15 protein-coding genes are annotated in these 18,686 nt (G+C 70.1%); 7 read left to right on the top strand and 8 right to left on the bottom strand.

What is annotated here, in order from left to right:
- The first annotated feature begins 3 nt into the window (after nucleotides 1-3).
- Both ACN6M5_RS12365 and ACN6M5_RS12360 read left to right on the top strand, forming a co-directional pair.
- Nucleotides 4-897 (top strand): LysR family transcriptional regulator, encoded by an 894-nt coding sequence (locus ACN6M5_RS12365; protein WP_434950226.1) that lies wholly within the window; start codon nucleotides 4-6, stop codon nucleotides 895-897.
- On the top strand, nucleotides 890-1,786 hold the full coding sequence (locus ACN6M5_RS12360) for a serine hydrolase (RefSeq protein WP_434950224.1): 897 nt from the start codon (nucleotides 890-892) through the stop codon (nucleotides 1,784-1,786). The genes ACN6M5_RS12365 and ACN6M5_RS12360 overlap by 8 nt, the downstream gene beginning before the upstream one ends.
- 22 nt (nucleotides 1,787-1,808) lie before the next feature.
- Here the strand turns inward: ACN6M5_RS12360 and ACN6M5_RS12355 are convergent, their stop codons facing one another.
- The gene (locus ACN6M5_RS12355) at nucleotides 1,809-3,362 is read right to left on the bottom strand and encodes a helix-turn-helix transcriptional regulator (RefSeq protein ID WP_434950222.1); all 1,554 of its coding nucleotides are present in this window, start codon (nucleotides 3,360-3,362) and stop codon (nucleotides 1,809-1,811) included.
- Nucleotides 3,363-3,654: 292 nt separating this feature from the next.
- On the opposite strand from ACN6M5_RS12355, the gene ACN6M5_RS12350 reads away from it, so the two are divergent.
- The 3 genes from ACN6M5_RS12350 to ACN6M5_RS12340 all read left to right on the top strand — a co-directional run bounded on the left by ACN6M5_RS12350 (nucleotide 3,655) and on the right by ACN6M5_RS12340 (nucleotide 10,569).
- Nucleotides 3,655-9,423 carry a beta strand repeat-containing protein gene (locus ACN6M5_RS12350; RefSeq protein WP_434950220.1) on the top strand — a complete coding sequence of 1,923 codons (5,769 nt, stop codon included), beginning with the start codon at nucleotides 3,655-3,657 and terminating at the stop codon, nucleotides 9,421-9,423.
- Nucleotides 9,424-9,535: 112 nt separating this feature from the next.
- Complete coding sequence (locus ACN6M5_RS12345) at nucleotides 9,536-10,159, top strand: hypothetical protein (protein ID WP_434950218.1); 624 nt, start codon at nucleotides 9,536-9,538, stop codon at nucleotides 10,157-10,159.
- A gap of 2 nt (nucleotides 10,160-10,161) precedes the next feature.
- Entirely contained in the window at nucleotides 10,162-10,569 is a 408-nt protein-coding gene (locus tag ACN6M5_RS12340) for a hypothetical protein (RefSeq protein WP_434950217.1), read from the top strand.
- A gap of 51 nt (nucleotides 10,570-10,620) precedes the next feature.
- On the opposite strand, the gene ACN6M5_RS12335 is transcribed toward ACN6M5_RS12340, so the two are convergent.
- From ACN6M5_RS12335 to ACN6M5_RS12305, 7 genes are all read right to left on the bottom strand, one after another.
- Nucleotides 10,621-11,196: a hypothetical protein gene (locus ACN6M5_RS12335; protein ID WP_434950215.1), complete on the bottom strand. Its 576-nt coding sequence runs from the start codon at nucleotides 11,194-11,196 to the stop codon at nucleotides 10,621-10,623.
- Nucleotides 11,193-12,287, bottom strand: coding sequence for a S66 family peptidase (locus tag ACN6M5_RS12330; RefSeq protein WP_434950213.1), 1,095 nt, complete (start codon nucleotides 12,285-12,287; stop codon nucleotides 11,193-11,195). Before ACN6M5_RS12330 ends, ACN6M5_RS12335 begins: the two co-directional genes overlap by 4 nt.
- Nucleotides 12,280-13,212 carry an NAD-dependent epimerase/dehydratase family protein gene (locus ACN6M5_RS12325; RefSeq protein WP_434950211.1) on the bottom strand — a complete coding sequence of 311 codons (933 nt, stop codon included), beginning with the start codon at nucleotides 13,210-13,212 and terminating at the stop codon, nucleotides 12,280-12,282. The genes ACN6M5_RS12330 and ACN6M5_RS12325 overlap by 8 nt, the downstream gene beginning before the upstream one ends.
- 55 nt (nucleotides 13,213-13,267) lie before the next feature.
- Nucleotides 13,268-14,806, bottom strand: a complete 1,539-nt coding sequence (locus ACN6M5_RS12320; RefSeq protein ID WP_434950209.1) for a glycosyltransferase family 39 protein — start codon at nucleotides 14,804-14,806, stop codon at nucleotides 13,268-13,270.
- Nucleotides 14,807-14,933: 127 nt separating this feature from the next.
- Nucleotides 14,934-16,013 carry a sensor histidine kinase gene (locus tag ACN6M5_RS12315; RefSeq protein WP_434950207.1) on the bottom strand — a complete coding sequence of 360 codons (1,080 nt, stop codon included), beginning with the start codon at nucleotides 16,011-16,013 and terminating at the stop codon, nucleotides 14,934-14,936.
- The gene (locus tag ACN6M5_RS12310) at nucleotides 16,010-16,675 is read right to left on the bottom strand and encodes a response regulator transcription factor (protein ID WP_085368281.1); all 666 of its coding nucleotides are present in this window, start codon (nucleotides 16,673-16,675) and stop codon (nucleotides 16,010-16,012) included. Before ACN6M5_RS12310 ends, ACN6M5_RS12315 begins: the two co-directional genes overlap by 4 nt.
- Nucleotides 16,665-16,985 (bottom strand): hypothetical protein, encoded by a 321-nt coding sequence (locus tag ACN6M5_RS12305; protein ID WP_434950204.1) that lies wholly within the window; start codon nucleotides 16,983-16,985, stop codon nucleotides 16,665-16,667. The genes ACN6M5_RS12310 and ACN6M5_RS12305 overlap by 11 nt, the downstream gene beginning before the upstream one ends.
- Before the next feature lie 73 nt (nucleotides 16,986-17,058).
- Here ACN6M5_RS12305 and ACN6M5_RS12300 point away from each other — a divergent pair, with 73 nt between their 5' ends.
- Together ACN6M5_RS12300 and ACN6M5_RS12295 are read left to right on the top strand one after the other, a co-directional pair.
- Nucleotides 17,059-17,802, top strand: a complete 744-nt coding sequence (locus ACN6M5_RS12300) for a Type 1 glutamine amidotransferase-like domain-containing protein (RefSeq protein ID WP_434950202.1) — start codon at nucleotides 17,059-17,061, stop codon at nucleotides 17,800-17,802.
- A gap of 75 nt (nucleotides 17,803-17,877) precedes the next feature.
- Nucleotides 17,878-18,654: a COG4705 family protein gene (locus ACN6M5_RS12295; RefSeq protein WP_434950200.1), complete on the top strand. Its 777-nt coding sequence runs from the start codon at nucleotides 17,878-17,880 to the stop codon at nucleotides 18,652-18,654.
- Nucleotides 18,655-18,686 lie beyond the last annotated feature (32 nt).

Here is an 18,686-nt window from a genome sequence, read left to right as displayed (position 1 = left end):
GGCGTGGACCTGATCGCGGCGTACCGGGTGCTCGTCGAGATCGACGAGCGCGGGTCGGTGACGCGTGCCGCCGCGGCCCTGGATGTTGCCCAGTCGGTCGCGAGCCGCCGCATCCTGGCCCTCGAACGGCAGCTCGGCGCCCCGCTGCTCGAACGCAACGCCCGCCACGCGGTGCTCACCGCGTTCGGGCGCGACCTCGTGCCGTCTGCCCGTCGCCTGGTGCGGCTCGCCGACGAGGTCGAACTGGATGCCGAGCGCGCCAGACTGCGGCCGGTGACGGTCGCCGTACCCACCGGATGCTCGACACGCGACCTCGCCGTCACCGTCGCGGCCGGGCGCGCGGCCGGCCTGCGCCTCGAGTTCCGCGCCGAGCCGCCGCCGCGCAGAGCGGAGCTCGCCAGCACCCTCGCGGTCCGCGTCGCCGTGCTCGCCGTCCCGGTCGACGAGGCGGAGTGGGTCGCCGAACTCGGAGCAGCCGGACGCCGCCCTTCCGACCGCGCCCTCCGCCTCGAAGCGCTCCGGCCGAGCCGCCGCGGGCGCGGCACCAGGGATGCGGACGCCGGTGCCCGCATCCGGATCGCCCCCGAGGACGACCTGCCGCACCTCCGCGACCCCCTCACCAGGGCGGCGTACGCGGCGGGCCTCCTCCCCGGACAGCTGCCGGTGGATGCGTCGGTCACGTCCGCGCTCGCCGCGGTGCTCGCCGACGGCGACCTGCTGCTGTGCACCCGTGCGGAAGCCCACGACCTCGGCCTGCACTGGCGGCCGTTCACCGGCCTGCCGCTCGCGCGCGGTTTCGCACTGGGCGGCGACAGCGCCCACGACGTGGATGCGGTGCGCGCGGCGGTCGCCGACGAGCTGGCGGCAGCGCTCGGGGCGGAGGCGCCCCGTGCCTGACCACCGCCTCCTCTCCGCCGTCCGTGCCGACCTCGCCGCGGCGGGCCTGCGCGCATCCATCGTCGTCCGGGACATCGACGCCGGCCGCGAGGTCGCCATCGACGCCGACATCCCCACCCCGGCCGCGTCGCTCGCGAAGGTGCCGATCGCGCTGTCCGTCCTCCTCCGCATCGCCGACGGAAGGATCGACGGCGCTTCGCCCGTGACCGTCCCGCCCGGAGATCCGGCGGAGGGCACCCCCGGCACAGGCCGGTTCCGCCATCCGTCGACCATCGCCGTCGACGATCTCGTCTCGCTCGCCATCAGCATCAGCGACAACGGAGCCGCCGACGCCCTCCTCGCCCTGGTGCCCGCCGCCGAGGTCATGGCCGACCTGGATGCGCTCGGCATCCGCGGCATCGCCGTCCGGCACCCGTTCGCCGACCTTTCCGACACTCCGCTCGAACGGTTCGCGCCCGACGACGCGCACCTCGCCCACACCCTCGCCATCCGGGGCAGCACCCCCGCGCACGGCCACCCGGTGCGGCAGCTCGACGTCGCGCGCACCAACACGGTCACCGCCGCCGGTTTCGCCGACCTGCTCGAAGCGATCTGGCGCGAGCGCGGCATCCCGCCCGTGGTCGCGTCACGGCTGCGCGAACACCTGCACGGCAACACGACCCGTCACCGCCTCGCCCCCGATCTGGCCGCCGACGATGCCCGCTGGGCCTCCAAGACCGGCACGCTCCTCAACCTGCGGCACGAGGCCGGTGTGCTCGAGAACGCGGACGGCTCCCGCTTCGCGATCGTCGCGCTGAGCGCATCCACGGTCCCCGCATCGGTGCAGCCGGCCGCCGAGGCCGCCCTCGGCGCCGCAGCCCGCGCCCTCTACGAGCACCTGCGCGGCTGACGCCCTTCAGCGCCGCCGCACCTTACGACGCGTGCGGGCCGCGGGCGTTGCGGGCTGCCGCTACGGCGGCGTCGCGGGAGTTGACGCCGAGTTTGCGGTAGAGGTTTCGGACGGTGCCTTTGAGGGTGTTCGGACTGACATAGAGTTCCGCGGCGATCTGGCCCATCGTGTGGCCGGCCTCGAGCAGGTGGAGGACGTCTTGTTCCCCCTTGCTGAGCTTGGGGAGGGCGGGATCGTCGTGTGTCGGGTGGCGGGGGTCGAGGATCGGTTCGCCGGAGATGCGGGCGAGCTTGGTCGCATCCGCGGGGCGGAGGAAGCTGTATGCGGAGAACATGCGTTCGCGTTCGATGATGGCGTTCGCGTGCCGGAACGCTTCCGCTGCAGCGGTCGGGTGCCCGACAGCCAGATGGGCGGCCGCGGTAATGAGCTGGGTCGAGGCTTCCACGCGCGGCGCGCTGCTGTGTGCAGTGGCTCGGTGGGTCAGGTCGAGGGCAGCAGCGTATTCGCCTTTCCCGTATGCGTCGGACGCGGCAAGGACGAGATCCAGTCCGGTCGGCGAGCTCGGCAGCGTCCGCTCGATGCGCAGTCCGGGCCGGACCCGGGCCAGACGGTTCTGCGCAGCGAGGAGGTAGCGTCCGTTCGCCCCGCGCCGATCGGCGATTTCCGGATGGCGGTGAACTTCGTTCTCCAGTCGGGCGCCAACCGCTGCGGCCGCTGCGGCCGTGCGGGCCAGGATGGCGGACACCCAGAGGGCGGCAGCCCACTGCTCGCCCAAGGGGAGCGCGAGCGCGCGAGCCAGGTCGTTTCCCGCGGCCGGGTCGGCACGGTCGTGACGGAGAAGAGCGGAAGCAAGGAAGACGATGACCTCGTAGCGTCCGTCTGTGGATGGTTCGGCGTGCGCGCGCGCAAGCCACAACTCGGCGAGTTGCAGGCGGCCCTTTTCGGCGTGATGCCAGGCGATGTGTCCGGCCGCTCGGCGGGTGATGACCGACTGCTTGGTGAACAGGGCCAGGTCGTACGCCTCTTCGTACTCGGAAAGGGCGCCAGGAGCATCCGCTGCATCGAGCGAGCGGCCCCACTGGAAGCGCAGATGCGGGAGGGAGTGGGTCATGGGGCTGCGCGCCGCGTCCGAGAGGCTGCGCAGTTTCGCCTGTGCTGCTTCGGCCGCCTCGCGGGCCTCGTCGAGCCGGCCGTTGGTCCGGGCGCCGGCGGCCTGCCCGGTGAGGAGGATCAGGGTTGCGAGGTCCGGGTCGTCTTCCCGTTCGACCGACGGGATCAGCCTGCCTTCGTAGAAGAACCGCCGTGGGTCCCCGCCGATGCTGACGTTCTGCAGATAGTTCGCGGCCACCAGGAGCCCGGGATTCTCGACGAACGCTTCGCCGGGAAGCCGCTTGATCGCGGTCAACAACTGTTCCGGCGCAATGCTGGCGAACTGATCCCAGTTCTTCTCGATGACCGCCGCCGCTTTCTGCCACCCTTCACGAGCGGCGACCTCGCGGACCAGCGCTTCCAGGCGACGGGGTTTTTTTCTGGCATCCACTATCAACGGATCGGTTTCGACGTTTTCGTCGGTCATTCGGCATTCACCCGATCAGAATCTCACCATTGCCAGTATTGCCATCGCCGAGGGACCGGTGGCCCGGGGATACGCTGCCCCAGCGTGCACCGGACGGCCCTTCACACCTGCAAAGGCGACGGCACTCCGCACTATTCCTGTGCCCCATTCGGGGGTCACAAGGGAGTGAGTTTCGGGCGCTCGGGGTGGGATTCGTTCACGGTGGCAGACAACGGCGTGTCGGCACCGATTAGCTGTGAGCTGGCCGAATGGTCTCATGCCGCTGATCGATAGGGGAACAAGCGTGCGCTGGTTGAAGAAAGCCTTCCGAGGTGGAGGCGGTAACACGCTGACGATGAAGTGGCCGGGGCGCACAGCAGCGACCACTGTCGTGCTCGCTGTCGTGGCGGCGACGATCAGCGCGGGCTGGGTCTCCGTCGGCTCTGCCGAAACGGCACAGGCCGTACCCGGCACACCAGGCACCGCGCAGGCGCCGACAGTCGCGTTCCAGGAGAACTTCGAGAACGGCGTCGGCAACACGCCTGTCGGCCTGGCCGCGTACACCGGGGCGACCGGGCAGAAGTACACCGCCGACGCCGTGTGGCTGGCGAACTGCAACGGTCAGGTCCGCAACTACAACACGCCCTCGACGACCCTGGGCAACTGTCAGATCGAGAACGACTCCGCCAACCTCAACCAGCTGGCATACGCCCTGGGCGTCCACGGCGGCTCCGCGACTCCGGGCGCCAACCACGCCGTCACCGCGTACACCGAGAACACCCCGGGAGCGAACGCCACCGAGTTCCAGACCGCGACGAACATCCCCCTTGCTTCGTCCTCGGGCCGGTTCCTCACCTTCAGCGTCGACACCGCCGCCGTGAACTGCCCGCCGGTCGCGTCCGCGCCGCTCTATCAGTTCGCCTTCCTCAACCAGGCAGGCGCCGCCACCAACGTCGGCGGCCAGCTCAACGCATGCTCGTCCGGCACGACCGTCGCGGTCCCCGCGAGTGGCTCTGTCGCCGCGAAGTCGGTCAACGTCGGCACGTACACCTCGAACGGGTCGCTGCTGTTCACCGGCTCCAGCCTCGGCATCCGCATGCAGAACGCCAACGGCTCCGGCGCCGGCAATGACGCCGCGTTCGACAACATCCGCATCCTCGATGTCACCCCGCAGCTGGACAAGGCGTTCAGCCCCACCAATATCGAGATCGGTCAGTCGAGCACGCTGACCTTCACCGTCACCAACACCTCCGAGCTCGCGGCGAAGAACGGCTGGTCGTTCACCGACAGCCTGCCGTCCGGCCTGACCGTCGCGAACCCGGCAGGCACCACGACCACCTGCGCCGCCGGCACGATCACGGCAGCGGCGGGCGGCACCGCCATCACCGCCGGCGGCAACCTCAACGCAGGCCAGACCTCGTGCACGTTCACGGTGAAGGTCACGGGCGTCGACGCGGGCAGCTACACCAACGGACCGGGCAACGTCACCGAGACCGGGCTGAACCCGCCGGGCGACACGACGCTGACGATCACCGCGCCGACGGTCGGATGTACGACCGACCCCGTCATCTTCAACACCGGGTACAACGCAGCGACCGGCAGCCAGATGGCGGACGGCGCCGCGGACCAGCGATGGACCGTCGCGGGTGGCTTCGACGGCCTGAATCACGTGACCACGACGACCGCCCCGACCGGTCCGTCGGCTGCGGCTCTTCCCCCAGCGGGCACGACCTTCGCTCCGGCGTATGCGGGCAAGGTCAACAATCTGTGGGCGTCGAGCCAATCCGGAAAGTCGCAGTGGATCACCGCTGACTACGTTCCTCCGGCGAACGGCGTCAACCAGTCGACCGGATACGGCGACTGGTACTACCGGTACCAGTTCAATCTCGATCCTGCGGTCGACCCCTCCTCGTTCCAGCTCGACATGTCCTGGCTGGCGGACAACAGTGTCGCCGGCGTCTGGGTGAACAATGTCGCGCAGACCGGCGCGAACCTGCCGCAGAGCCCGAACAACCCGTACACGGGTGGCGGCTTCCTTGCCGGTGCTGCCGCGACCACGTCCCTGCAGGGCAACTGGCAGACGGGGCTGAACACGATCCTGGTGCAGATCAAGAGCTACTACGTCGCCGAGGGCTTCAACGCTGAGGTGCGCTCGACCGCGCTCTGCCCTGACCCGTCGTACACGGTGTCGAAGTCCGCTTCGGCCACGTCCGTGCAGCCGGGTGGGACCATCACGTACACCGTGAACGTCACGAACACCGGAAACGTCGCATACACGGCGGCGAACCCGGCGTCCTTCACCGACAACCTCTCCGGCGTGCTCGATGACGCCGCATACAACGGCGATGCGACCGCAGGCGCCACGGTCACCGGGAACACCCTGTCCTGGTCCGGTCCACTCGCGGTCGGGGCCACCCAGACGATCACCTATTCGGTGACAGTCCGCAACCCCGACAACGGCAACCACATCCTGAGCAACGCGGTGGTCCCCGGCACGGGCGGCAGCTGTGTCACTCCGGGTGACTGTGCGACGACGACCCCGGTCCAGTCCTTCAGCGTGACCAAGACGGCCGACACCAACCAGGTCATCCCTGGTGACGCCATCACGTACACGATCACGGTCACCAACACCGGACAGGCCGACTACACCGCCGCCAACCCGGCGTCGTGGTCCGACGATCTGACCGCGGTGCTCGACGACGCGACATACAACGGTGACGTCACCGGCGGTGCGACATACGCAGCTCCCACCCTGTCGTGGTCTGGACCGCTGGCGATCGGCGCGACGGCGACGTTCACGTACTCCGTCACCGTCAACTCCCCGGACACGGGCGACCAGAAGCTGCACAACGCGGTGGTCACCACCAACGGGGGCACCTGCCCGGCCGGTTCCACCGACCCGGCCTGTTTCGTCGACATCCCCTCCGGCTCGTACACCGTCGCCAAGTCGGCCAGCACCACCTCGGTGCTGCCCGGCGACACGATCACGTACACGGTGACGGTCACCAACACCGGCGACAGCGACTACACCGCAGCCGAGCCTGCATCGTTCACCGATGACCTCTCGGGTGTGCTCGACGATGCCGCATACAACGGCGACGCCAGCAACGGCGCCACCGTGACCGGCACGGACCTGACCTGGTCGGGCCCCCTCGCCATCGGGCAGACGATCACGGTGACGTACTCCGTCACCATCGACGACCCGGACACGGGCGACAAGTCGGTGAAGAACACCGTGCGTCCCACCACCGGCGGCGGCAGCTGCGATCCGGCTGGAGAGTGCACCACGACCACACCGGTCCGCACCTTCACGGTCGCCAAGTCCTCGAGCCCGGCCGGGAACGTGCATCCGGGCGACACGGTCACCTACACGGTGACGGTCACGAACACGGGCACCGGCGACTTCACCGCCGCGGACCCGGCCTCGTTCACCGACGACCTGTCGAAGGTCCTCGATGACGCCGCGTACAACGGCGACGCCAGCAACGGTGCCACCGTGACCGGCAGCACACTCACCTGGTCGGGCGCATTGGCGGCCGGTGCAACGGCGACGATCACATACTCGGTGACCGTGAAGGACCCGGACACCGGCAACAAGGTGCTGACCAACGCGGTCGTGCCCGGCGACGGCGGCAGCTGTGCCACGACCGGCAGCTGCGCGACCACGAACGACGTTGCGTCGTTCACGGTCTCGAAGACCGCCAGTCCGACGGGATCCGTCTCCCCGGCTGGCAAGGTCACATACACGGTGACGGTGACCAACACGGGTGCTGTCGCATACACCGCCGCGGCCCCGGCGTCGTTCACCGACGACCTGTCGGCGGTGCTGGATGACGCGACGTACAACAACGACGCGAACAACGGGGCGACATACGCCGCTCCGGTCCTGAGCTGGTCCGGCCCCCTCGGCGTCGGTGCGACGACCACCGTCACGTACTCGGTGACCGTGGGAGCCGCAGGATCCGGTGACGGCAGGCTGACGAATGCCGTCACCCCCACCCCGGGCACCGGCGGCGGGTGCGACCCAGCGGGCGAGTGCACGACCACGACCCTGCTGAAGGCGTTCAGCCTGTCCAAGGCGGCCAGCTCCACGACCGTCCACCCCGGCGACGTGGTCAGCTACACGATCACGGTCACCAACACCGGTCAGACGGCGTACACGGCGGCGGCCCCGGCGTCGTTCACCGACAACCTGACGGCCGTGCTGGATGACGCCACGTACAACGGCGACGCCACCAACGGCGCCACATACACGGCGCCGACCCTGGCCTGGGCTCTCGCGATCCCCGTCGGCGGAAGCGTCACGGTCACATACTCGGTGACGGTGAACGACCCGGACACCGGTGACCACACGCTCAGCAACGCTGTCGTGCCCACCGGGCCGGACGGCAGCTGCGCCCCGGGCGACTGCACCACGGAAACTCCGGTGCAGTCCTACAGCGTGACCAAGTCCGCGAACACCAGCACGGTGGTCCCGGGCGGCGTGATCACGTACACGATCACCGTGACCAACACCGGCAAGGCCGACTACACGGCCACCGGGCCGGCCTCGTGGACGGACGACCTGACCCAGGTGCTGGATGACGCCACATACAACGGCGACGCCACCAACGGCGCCACGTACGCGGCCCCGACGCTGTCTTGGTCGGGCCCCCTTGCGGTCGGGGCGTCGGAGACGTTCACGTACAGCGTGACGGTGAACGACCCGGTGACCGGTGACCAGAAGCTGCACAACGCAGTGGTCACCCCGCCGGACGGCGGCTGTGCCGTCGGTTCCACCGACCCGGCGTGCTCGGTCGACATCCCGTCAGGCTCGTACACGGTGGCCAAGACGGCCAGCTCCACCACGGCCGCGCCCGGTGGCGTCGTGACGTACACGGTCACTGTGAAGAACACCGGAAGCGTCGCATACACCGCGGCGAAGCCGGCCTCCTTCACTGACGACCTGTCCTCGGTGCTCGATGACGCCACCTACAACGGTGATGCCAGCAGCGGAGCCGTGTTCGCAACGCCGAACCTGACCTGGTCGGGTCCGCTCGCGGTCGGCCAGACGGTCACAGTCACGTATTCGGTGACCGTCAACAACCCGGATGCCGGCGATAAGACGCTCACCAACGCGGTGCGACCCACCGGCGGTGGAGGCGCCTGCGATCCGGCAGGAGAGTGCACCACGACGACGAACGTCCAGTCCTTCACCGTGGCCAAGGCGTCGAGTTCGACCAGCGCTGCCCCTGGTGACGTGATCACGTACACGATCACCGTCACCAACACCGGAAGCGCGGCCTTCACCGCCGCCAAGCCGGCCGTCTTCACCGACGACCTGTCCTCGGTGCTGGATGACGCCACATACAACGGCGACGCCAGCAACGGTGCCACCTACAGCGCACCGACGCTTGCCTGGGGGGTTGCGATCCCCGTCGGTGGCACGGTCACGGCGACATACTCGGTCACCGTGAACAGCCCGGACACGGGCGACCACGAGCTGAAGAACACGGTCGTCCCCGGGACGGGTGGCGAATGCGACCCGGCCGCGTCCTGCACCACCAACGATCCGGTCGCCGGATTCACCGTGAAGAAGACGGTCGACAAGGCCAACGCCATGCCCGGCGCGACCGTGACGTACACGATCACGGTGAGCAACACCGGCAAGGTCGACTACACGACCGCCAACCCGGCCTCCTTCACCGACGATCTGTCCAAGGTGCTGGACGACGCCACATACAACGGCGACGCAACCGGCGGCGCGACCTACGTCAAGCCGGTGCTCTCCTGGTCCGGTGCGCTCACGGTCGGATCGACGACGGCGGTCACATACTCGGTGAACGTCAACACGCCGGACACCGGTGACAAGGTGCTCGCCAACGCGGTCGTCACACCGAACGGCGGCAACTGCATCGCCGGATCGGACGGCACGGGATGCTCGGTGAAGACCACGATCGGCGACCCGCCGGTCGCGGGCCTCGCGCACACCGGTTCGACGCTCGCCGTCCCGGCGATCATCGTCGGCGCGTTCCTGGCGCTCGGTGGAGCTGCGCTGGTGTTCTTCAGCCGCCGCCGCCGTACTGCTTCCACCAAGCAGTAGCCGAAACACAGTCCTGGGTGGGCCCCTCGGGCGGGGCTCACCCAGGACCATGCGCCCTCCTCCGCGCATGCCAGGAGGACCCGACCCGTCTGTCGCATGCAAAGGAAACCCGATGCGCACCATCTCCCGAACTCTTCTCGCAACTGCGATCGCGGTCGCGCTGCTCCCCACAGCCGTCATACCCACCTCGCCCGCGCGCGCGGAGGAGCCCGCCGCGCAGCTCTCCGTCACGCTGACGAACAGTGAGAAGACGGTCACGACGGGCGACAAGGTCACATACACGGGGCACGTGAAGAACCTGGGCGCCGCGGAAGCAGCCGTCACGATCGCCCTCGAGGCGCCCGGCTACCTCGAGCTCGGCGCGACCACCGGCGCGACTGTGGACAAGAACACGGCGACCTGGACGCCGACCATCGCACCAGGAGCGGACAACTCCTTCACCATCAGCGCCACGATCGGAAAGATCCCATCGACCGAGCGGCGCGTCACCGCGGTGGCCAGCGTCTACGTCGGAGACGGCAAGAAGCCCGTCGTCCGCACGGCCGACGCCAGCTTCATCCAGGGCGTGAAGGACACGCCCCACCAGAAGCCGGCCCGAGCAGCCGCCACCCGCAGCGCCCCGACCGTGCTCCCGTGGATCATCGGCGGCGGCATCCTCCTGGTCATCATCGCCGCTGCCGCGATCGTTCTCACCGTGCGCAACCGCACGCGCCCGCGACGCGGGACGCAGAACTAGACATGAGCGTGGGGGTACGCTCCCTGGCCGAAAACCTCGAGCTGATCGTCGAGCTGCTCCACGCTGCCGCCACTGCGGAGAACCTCGCGCAGGGTCCGGGGCGACGGGTGGCGTATCGAACCACCAGGCACCTGCTCGGCGGAGCGGTGCAGCTCGGGCACACGAACGCGGCGATCGCCGCCTCCCTCGGCGCCAGCTCCAACTCGATTCGTCTCCGAAGCACCGTCGACGGTCTCATAACCGCCGAAGATTTCGCCGCGGTCGCAGGCATCCCCGAGGCTCACATCCTCCGCTGGGACCAAGCCGGCTTCATCCGGCAGGAGGGCCCGGACATCGGCGGGACTTGCGGATACCGCGCCTCCGCCCTCCTCGCAGCCTTCCTAACTCCTCCCCACGCGAGACACCAGTAACTGTCGCGAAACGCCCGGGATGCGCGACAGTTGCTGGCATCTCGCGGCCAGCTACATGGCGTGGCAGACGATCTCGTCGATGTGCGCGTACTGGTGCACGGACGCGCCGTCGGGGGCGGTGTAGGTGTACGGGACGCCGGCCTGCAGGGGCGCGGTGTCGGTGAGCTGGTCGATCGTGTCCTGGCCGGGTGCGTCGGCGAAGCCGACGACCACCTTCGCCGCCGGGCAGTCGCGCGGGGAGGTGAGGATGAAGGACCACCCGTCGCCCGCATACTGCACGCTGACACCGTCGTAGGCGGAGCTGTTGAGCGGGGCGGGCTCCCCGCTGCGCTGCGGGGCCGCCGCACCACCCGGCCCCAGCCCGAATACCGAGGTCGTGACGACAGCCACGACGGCGAGGAGCGCCATCACCCCCAGCACGCCGCCGAGCGACCACGCGACGATCGCGCCCGTCCGCGGCCGCGACGGCCCCCGCAGCAGCACCGCCCTGGCCTGCGTCAGTGCTTCGCGCCGCGCCGTGTCGCCCGGCCCGAGGGAGCCGACACGCCAGGTGTACACCCGATCGACGTCGTCGGCCGTCGCCGTGAGCGGCACCCCGAGCACGGATGCTGCCTCCTCCGGCGTCACAGCGTCACCCCGTCCACAACACCGTCGCCCGCAGTCCCGTAATCCGCCACCAGCGTCCGCGCCGCGCCGTCCAGCTCCACGACGCCGCCGTACGGCAGTATCCACTGCGGCCGCGTGTGCCCGAATGGCACGCCCGTGCAGACCACCGCATCCGGGTTGTACCGCGCGACCTCCTCGATGACGGTCGCGCTCTGCTCGGCCCGGTATGCGGCCCTGTCCGCCGCGGGCGGCACGTCGCCGAACGTGCTCGCGGGCGGCCGCGCGACGATCACGCCCGCCACCGCGCCGAGGATGCCGCGCTCGCCGAGGGCGCGCATCCATCGCCGGATCAGTCGAGCAGGAGGCACCTCTTCGCTCGTCTCGAGGATGAGCACCGCGCCGCGCAGCGCGTCGAGTGCGGGGAGCCGGTCGGCGACCGCCAGCTGGTCGACCACCTCGATGCATCCGCCCCAGGTGCGTCCGGTGACGCGCGCTGCGGGTCCGGCCCACACCCACGGTTCTGTGGTCTCGCGGTCGCCGTGGTCGGTCAGCGCGCGCGGCGAACGCCAGTCGATCCCGAAGTCTTCGGAGTCGCCTGGGTCGGTCACGTCGAGGCGGCCTCCGTCGAGCAGTGCAGCCCGCAGCGACGCCAGGTGGATGGGGTCGATGCCGGGTCCTGGGCCGAGGTGCACCTGGGTGGAACCGCCGTAGTACGCCTCGATCCCGAGGTGCCACATCCAGTTCAGGATGTTCGTGTTGTCGCTGTAGCCGAGGAAGATCGTGGGGTTCGCGGTGGCGAGGGCGGCGTCGAGATGCGGGACGACCGTGATCTGGTCGTCGCCGCCGATCGTCGCGATGATCGCCCGGATGTCCGGGTCGCCGAACGCGGCGTTCAGGTCGGCGGCGCGCGCCTCCGGTGTCGCGCCGAGCATCCGGGTGGTCGGGTATTCGACCGGCACCAGTCCGGTCGCCTCGGCGAGCCGTCGCATGGCCTGATCGTGCACCTCCGGCGCGAATCCCGGCGCGGCGAACGACGGGGACAGCACCGCGATCCTGTCGCCGGGCCGCAGCTTCCCGGGCGAGCGGAGCGAACTGATGACGCGGTCAGCCACGGCGCACCCAGTCCACTTCGTCCATCAGCAGGTCGATCCCGCGTCCGGCCGGCGTGTAGCCGAGCGACGTGGATGCGGTCGTGTCGAGCACGATCGGGTGCACCGTGCGCCACGGGTGGTGTCCGCGCTCGCCGTCGTCCGGCGCATCCACGAGGTCGAGCGCTCCCTGCCAGCCCACCCGCTCGCCGATCGCCCGCGCGATCTCTTCCGCCGTCGGCGTGTCCGGGTCGGCACTGTTCAGGATGCGCGTCCCCGGCGTGCCCGCGATGGCCTCGATGAGCGCGGCCGTGTTCGCCGCAGCGGTCAGGTGGTCGACGGACCGCCCACCCTCGGCCAGGTCGATCCGTTCGTCTCCGCGCAGCATCCGCTCGACGAAGTGCCGGCTGCGTGCATTGCGCGCCCAGCGCCCGTGCACCTTCGACGGCCGGATCACCGTGACGGGCAGTCCGCCGCTGAGCGCCGCCAGCTCCACGGCGACCTTCGACGGCGCGTACCCGTCGCGCGTGTACGGGTCGACGTCGTCGCCGGCAGGGGGAAGCGTCGGATTGTCTTCGCGCAGCGGAACGGCGAACCGCGGCGGCTCGTCGCCGTTGATGTGTCGCCCGTCCGCGTCGACGTAGACGGCCCTGGTCGAGATGACGACCGTGTGCGCGACCGAGCCCATCACGGGGAGCAGGCTGCGCACATCCCGTGCCGAGTAGGCCACCAGGTCGACCAGCAGGTCGGTGTCGTCGCCGACCAGCCGTCCGATCCCGGATGCGTCGGTCCGCGGCAGCGCATGGAACCGCACCCCGGCCTCGGCGAGTTCGGCCGGCATCGCCGCAGCGTCGCGACCGGTGACGTCGACCGTCCAGCCGCTCAGCGCGAGCCTCTCCGCCGTCGCGCCTCCGATGGCTCCCGTCCCGCCCAGCACGACCGCGCGCATCCACGTCCCCCGTTCGTCTCTGCACTGCAATCTACCGGTGCGCCGCCCCCACCCCTCACCGCGTGAGCTCGATCACCAGCTCCCGGTGCGTCGCCACCCGCAGTCCGGTCTGCACGAACCCTTCGCGCTCCAGCGGCAGCAGCCCCCAGCTGTCCGGCTGCTTCGGGGTCTCGGCGTCGACGTATTCGATCAGCCAGATGCGTTCGACGCCCTCCAGGTGGTCGCGCGCATCCGCCTGGTCGACCGAGTACGCGGCGTCGTGCCAGGTGTCGTTCTGCTGGTACGGGGTCTGGAGGGTCACGTCGACTAGCCCGGCGAACCCGGCCGGGTACGTGTGCATCGCGAGCCGGGGGCGGCGGGAGGGGCGGACCGATTCGTCGAAGACCACACCGTCTCCCGGATGCGCGTGGGCGCCGACCACCGCGCTCAGCTCGGCCCAGTCGCTGTCGTTCTTCGCGTAGGCCGTCCGCTGGCCGACATAGACCGGCACGATCAGGGCGAGCAGCAGCGCCCCCGCCGTGATCCCGGCCCACGCCCGCAGACGGAACAGCGAGCGCACCCCGCAAGCGATCAGGATCGCCGCCGCCGGCGCGCAGAACGAGACGTACCTGGCCGTGAATCCGGGGATCACCGCCTGCGCGGAGACGAGGATGACGGTCGGCACGACCAGCCAGGCCACGGCCAGGGCGAGCGGCGTCGGGGTGCTGCGGGTGAGCATCCACGTGTTGCGGACGCCGGACCGCACGCGCAGCAGCCACGGGATGCACACCGCCGCGAGCATGAGGGCCCACGCAACAGCGGCCACCCACCACGACCCGAACCAGAGCGAGCGGAACATCGTCTCGAACGAGGACTGGTCGGTGGTCGCCAGGTAGGAGATCTGGTTGCGTTCCAGCAGGCCGACGACGCCGAGGGGAACGGCGGCGAGCATCGCGCAGGCGACAGCCGCCGCCCAGCCGATCAGGGTCGCGCGTCGGACGCGGAGGGCGGCGAGGATCACCGCGTGCACCGCGACGAAGAGCGCCACGTAGAGGAAAACGTACGTGCCGACCGCGAGGAGCGCCGCGTAGCCGACCCACCAGCCCGTCCCGACCTCTCTGCGGTGCAGGATCTCCACCAGCAGCACGGTCAGCCAGGTGACGACGGCCGCGCTGAACGCGTACGACCGTGCTTCCTCTCCCATGTAGGTCACGCGCGGGAGGATCATGCACACCGCACCGGCCAGCACGGCCAGTCGGCGGCCGTCGAGGCGCCAGACGAGCACCACGACCGCGGCGGTCGTCAGCCCGACCGCGACGGCGCTCGGGAAGCGGAGGGCGAACGGCGACGTTCCGAACACGCTGATCCACCAGTGCAGGCCCAGATAGTAAGCGCCGTGCACGGCGTCCACATGACCGAGCATCGTGGCAAGCGACGGCAGGGAACGCTCCGCCGAGAGGAGGCTCGCCGCCTCGTCTCCCCACAGCGACGGGATCCACGACCCCGCAGCGGCGAGCAGCGTCGACAGGAGCCCGGCGACGGTGGCGACGAACCACAGTGAGCCGGTGAGCGGCCGCGCTCGGACAGGCGCTTGGCGCGTCGCGACGAGTGACACGGGGCGACCTCCCCTCTCACAGGCGAACCCTCACAGGCGAACTCTTCCCCTCAGCTCATCCTGTTGAGTCCCAGAATCCTCCAAGACGGAGGAATGCGCTACGAACCTGAGCGGATCGGCAGGGTGTTCAGGGTTGCAGCGTCGGCAGTGTCAATCTGAGCACCGTGCCCGCGTCGCTGGTGGCGGCGACATCGACGCTGCCGCCGGACCGCGCCGCGATGTCGCGCACGAGGGCGAGGCCGATGCCGAAGCTGGGACGGACGGGGGTGGGGCTGGTCTCCGACGCGCCCGCGCCCGCGCCCGCCGCGCCCGCCGACGCCTGCGGCGCCCGAGCGAACCGGTCGAAGATCCGCCGGGGGTCGATGCCCCGGATGCCCGTTCCCTGGTCGGCCACCGTCAACGTCACCGTCCGCACTTGCACCCGCACGGCGACGGTGATCGTCGACCCGTCCGGCGAGTGAGCCAGCGCGTTGTCGACCAGCGCCGTCACGCAGCGTTGCAGGCTCGCGGCGGGCATCGCGACGAGCGCGTCGTGCCCGGCAGGAGCATCCAGTCGCACGTCGATGCCGCGCGGCTCGGCGAGCACCCGCATCGCGTCGGCCGCGCGGTCGACGGCCGCGAGCACCGGTGTGGGGTCTCCGTGCGCATCCTGGACAGGCTCCGCGGCGAGCAGCAGGTCGTCGACGATGTCGATGAGGGCGCGCGCATCGGTGCGCAGCTCGGCGACGACCGGCGACGACGGGTCGTCGGGCGGCAGCGTGCGCTGCAGGATCTGCAACCGTGCGTCGAGCACGGCGAGCGGAGTGCGCAGTTCGTGGCTCGCATCCTGCACGAACGTCCGCTGCATCTGCAGTGCACGCCCGAGCGGGCGCACGGCCCGGCGGGTGATGATCAGGCTGGCCGCCCCGGCCACCGCGACAGCGAGCACGCCGACCACGACGAAAGCGATCATCGCCTCCGTGGTGTCGATGTAGATCTTGTGCTCACCGGGCCGCGGTTTCTCCGCCAGCTCGGCGGGCCGCAGCTGATCGAGCACGAAGAAGAACGCCACCCCGATCGCCGCGACCACGAGGGCCCCGGATGCGATGGTCAGCTGCACCCCGACCACACGGGATGCGCGCCGCACGGCCGTCGCGTCGACGTCCGTCGCCTCGACCCCGGCCCGACCGCCGCGCACTCCGGACGCGCCGCGCGCTCCGCGCCTCACAGCGCCCCCAGCCGGTATCCCTCGCCACGCACCGTGCTGATGAGGTCTTTGTCGGTCTTGCGCCGCACGTAGTGCACGTAGGTGTCCACAGTCCCGGGCTGCTCGTCGTTCTCGAACACCTCGCTCAGGATCTGGCGACGGCTGAACGTGCGCAGCGGGTTCTCCGCCAACAGGCGCAGCAGGGCGGTCTCCCGCGCGGTCAACTGGATGCGCCCGTCGTACGGCGAGTAGATGCAGCGGCTCTCCGGGTAGAACTGCCAATCGCCCACCGCGATCACCGGCCCCTCGCCCGTGAACGTGCGCGTGATGGCGCGCAGCCGCGCGAGCAGTTCGTCGAACTCGAACGGCTTCACGAGGTAGTCGTTCGCCCCCGCATCCAGCCCGCCGACGCGGTCGGCGAGACCCCCGAGCGCCGTCAGCATCAGGATGGGCGTGACGACGCGGCGCGCCCGCAGCGTCTCCACGATGGTCACCCCGTCCGTGCCGGGCAGCCGGCGGTCCACCACGATGGCGTCGAACGTCCCGTCGAGCCCGGCGCGCAGCCCGGCGTCGCCGTCGGCGATCAGCGTCACCTCATAGGTCTCCGCGAGCACTTGTTCGATCAGCGGGCCGAGGCGCTGGTCGTCCTCGACCAGCAGCACGCGCTGCCGTTCACGCTCCATGAGCGCTCCGCGCCCTCCTCACGGCGAGGACGACTCCGGTCAGCAGCAGTGCGACCCCGATGACGCCGATCACGATGCCGATCCACATGCCGGAGTAGTCGGCAACGGGGATGACCGGCATCGAGGTCCCGGCGTCGGTGTACTGGGTGTACGTGTTCACGGGGAGCGTCGGGATCGGGCCCTTCGAGATCACCACGATCGTGTCCACCGGTCTCGCCATCCAGGTCACGATCAGGCCGCCGATGGTCGCCAGCGCGCCCACCACCAGCAGCGCAGTGATGCCCTTGTTCCCCCGCACGGCTTCGATCATGCAGCGAATCTACATGTCCATCGTCCGGTCGCGCTCCCACGGCGTGAAGGGCGATCGACGGTAGCGTGATGGGATGGGCATCCACTTGGTCGGCGGCGGCAATGACCCGCGCTACGACATCGACGTGTACACAGGCTTCGTGATCGAGGCGGCGCAGCGTGCCGCGAGGCGCGAACCGGATGCGACGGCCAGGATCGCCGTGATCACGGTCCGCGAGGGCGGCGAGGCCGACCACGCCGCCCGGCTCGCGGAGGCGCTGACCACCGCCGCGGCGTCGGAAGCGGCCGGTGGCGTCAGCATCGAGCCGGTGATCGGCGCCTTCGCGGAGGGCCAGCTGGTCGACCCGAGCGCGCTGGAGGGCATCGACGCGCTGGTGGTCGGCGGAGGCCTCACCCCTGCCTACCTCGACGCCCTGCTCCCCTCGGCCCAGACCATCCAGGCGGCCGTCGTCGACGGGATGCCGTACCTCGGCTTCTCCGCCGGCGCGATGATCGCGCCCGATCGCGCCCTCATCGGAGGCTGGCGCATCGGCGGCGTCGAGGTCTCCCCGGAGGACGGCTCCGAGGAGCTGGACGAGGTCACCGTCGTCCCCGGACTCGGGCTCGTGGACGTGACCGTCGACGTGCACGCGGTGCAGTGGGGCAACCTCTCGCGGCTGATCGCGGCAGTGGATGCGCAACTCGTCGACGGCGGCGTCGCCATCGACGAGCACACGGTGCTGTCTGTCGGGTCCGGTCCGCTGCGCGCGGCCGGCGCGGGAACCGTGTGGGCGGTGACGCGGGGCACGCCGCACGTGCAGGTGCAGAGCATCCATTGATCGGGAGTGGCGCCGCGACGCGTGTGATCCCCGCCTCTTAGCGATTTCTGGGAACCGCAGCGCCAGAGTGTCCTGGTGCTGCGCAACAAAGTCCCCGAGGTGACCGCCCTGTTCTGGGTGGCCAAAGTGCTGACCACCGCGATGGGCGAGACGACCTCCGATTTCCTCGTGCACCGGATCGACCCTCCCGTGGCGGTCGCCGGGGCCGCCGTCGTGCTGGCCGTCGCCCTGGTGCTGCAGTTCGCGGTGCGCAGGTACATCTCGTGGGTGTACTGGTTCGCGGTGCTGATGGTGGCGGTGTTCGGGACGATGGTCGCCGACGTCATCCACGTGCAGTTCGGGGTGCCGTACCTGGTGTCGGCGACGGTGTTCCTGGTGGTCCTCGCCGTGGTGTTCGCGCTCTGGTACGCGACCCAGCGGACCCTCTCAGTGCACAGCATCAATACGCGGCCGCGGGAGTTCTTCTACTGGTGCGCCGTGCTCACGACGTTCGCGCTCGGCACCGCGGTCGGCGACCTCACCGCCGTCACCTTCGGGCTCGGCTACCTCGCATCCGGGGTCGTCTTCCTGGTGCTGTTCGCACTGCCGGGCGCCGCGTACCGCTGGTGGGGGCTCGGCGCCACGGCCGCGTTCTGGGCGTCGTATGTGCTGACCAGGCCGTTCGGCGCATCCATCTCGGACTGGCTGGCGGTGTCGCACGCGCGCCACGGGCTGGGCCTCGGCACCGGCCAGGTGAGTCTGACGCTGTTCGTCGCCATCATCGTGGTGGTCGGCATCAGCAGCGGCCGCAGCCGGATGCGCGTCACTGGGCTAACCCATAGCAACCCCGCAGCCCCTCCCCAGGAGAACTAAGAATCCGGCAAGAATCAGCCGCGATCGTTGGA

Origin of the sequence: Leifsonia araucanica (genome assembly GCF_051161895.1) — a bacterium.
Lineage (GTDB): Bacteria > Actinomycetota > Actinomycetes > Actinomycetales > Microbacteriaceae > Leifsonia.
The sequence above is the reverse complement of the archived record's forward strand: the minus strand, read 5'-3'. Positions and strand labels throughout refer to the sequence as shown.

Bases quoted from the DNA above. Each gene is read 5' to 3' on its own strand.
- ACN6M5_RS12355 (WP_434950222.1), bottom strand. From the start codon at position 3,362: ATGACCGACGAAAACGTCGAAACCGATCCGTTGATAGTGGATGCCAGA.
- ACN6M5_RS12345 (WP_434950218.1), top strand. From the start codon at position 9,536: ATGCGCACCATCTCCCGAACTCTTCTCGCAACTGCGATCGCGGTCGCG.
- ACN6M5_RS12340 (WP_434950217.1), top strand. From the start codon at position 10,162: ATGAGCGTGGGGGTACGCTCCCTGGCCGAAAACCTCGAGCTGATCGTC.
- ACN6M5_RS12325 (WP_434950211.1), bottom strand. From the start codon at position 13,212: ATGCGCGCGGTCGTGCTGGGCGGGACGGGAGCCATCGGAGGCGCGACG.
- ACN6M5_RS12310 (WP_085368281.1), bottom strand. From the start codon at position 16,675: ATGGAGCGTGAACGGCAGCGCGTGCTGCTGGTCGAGGACGACCAGCGC.
- ACN6M5_RS12305 (WP_434950204.1), bottom strand. From the start codon at position 16,985: ATGATCGAAGCCGTGCGGGGGAACAAGGGCATCACTGCGCTGCTGGTG.
- ACN6M5_RS12300 (WP_434950202.1), top strand. From the start codon at position 17,059: ATGGGCATCCACTTGGTCGGCGGCGGCAATGACCCGCGCTACGACATC.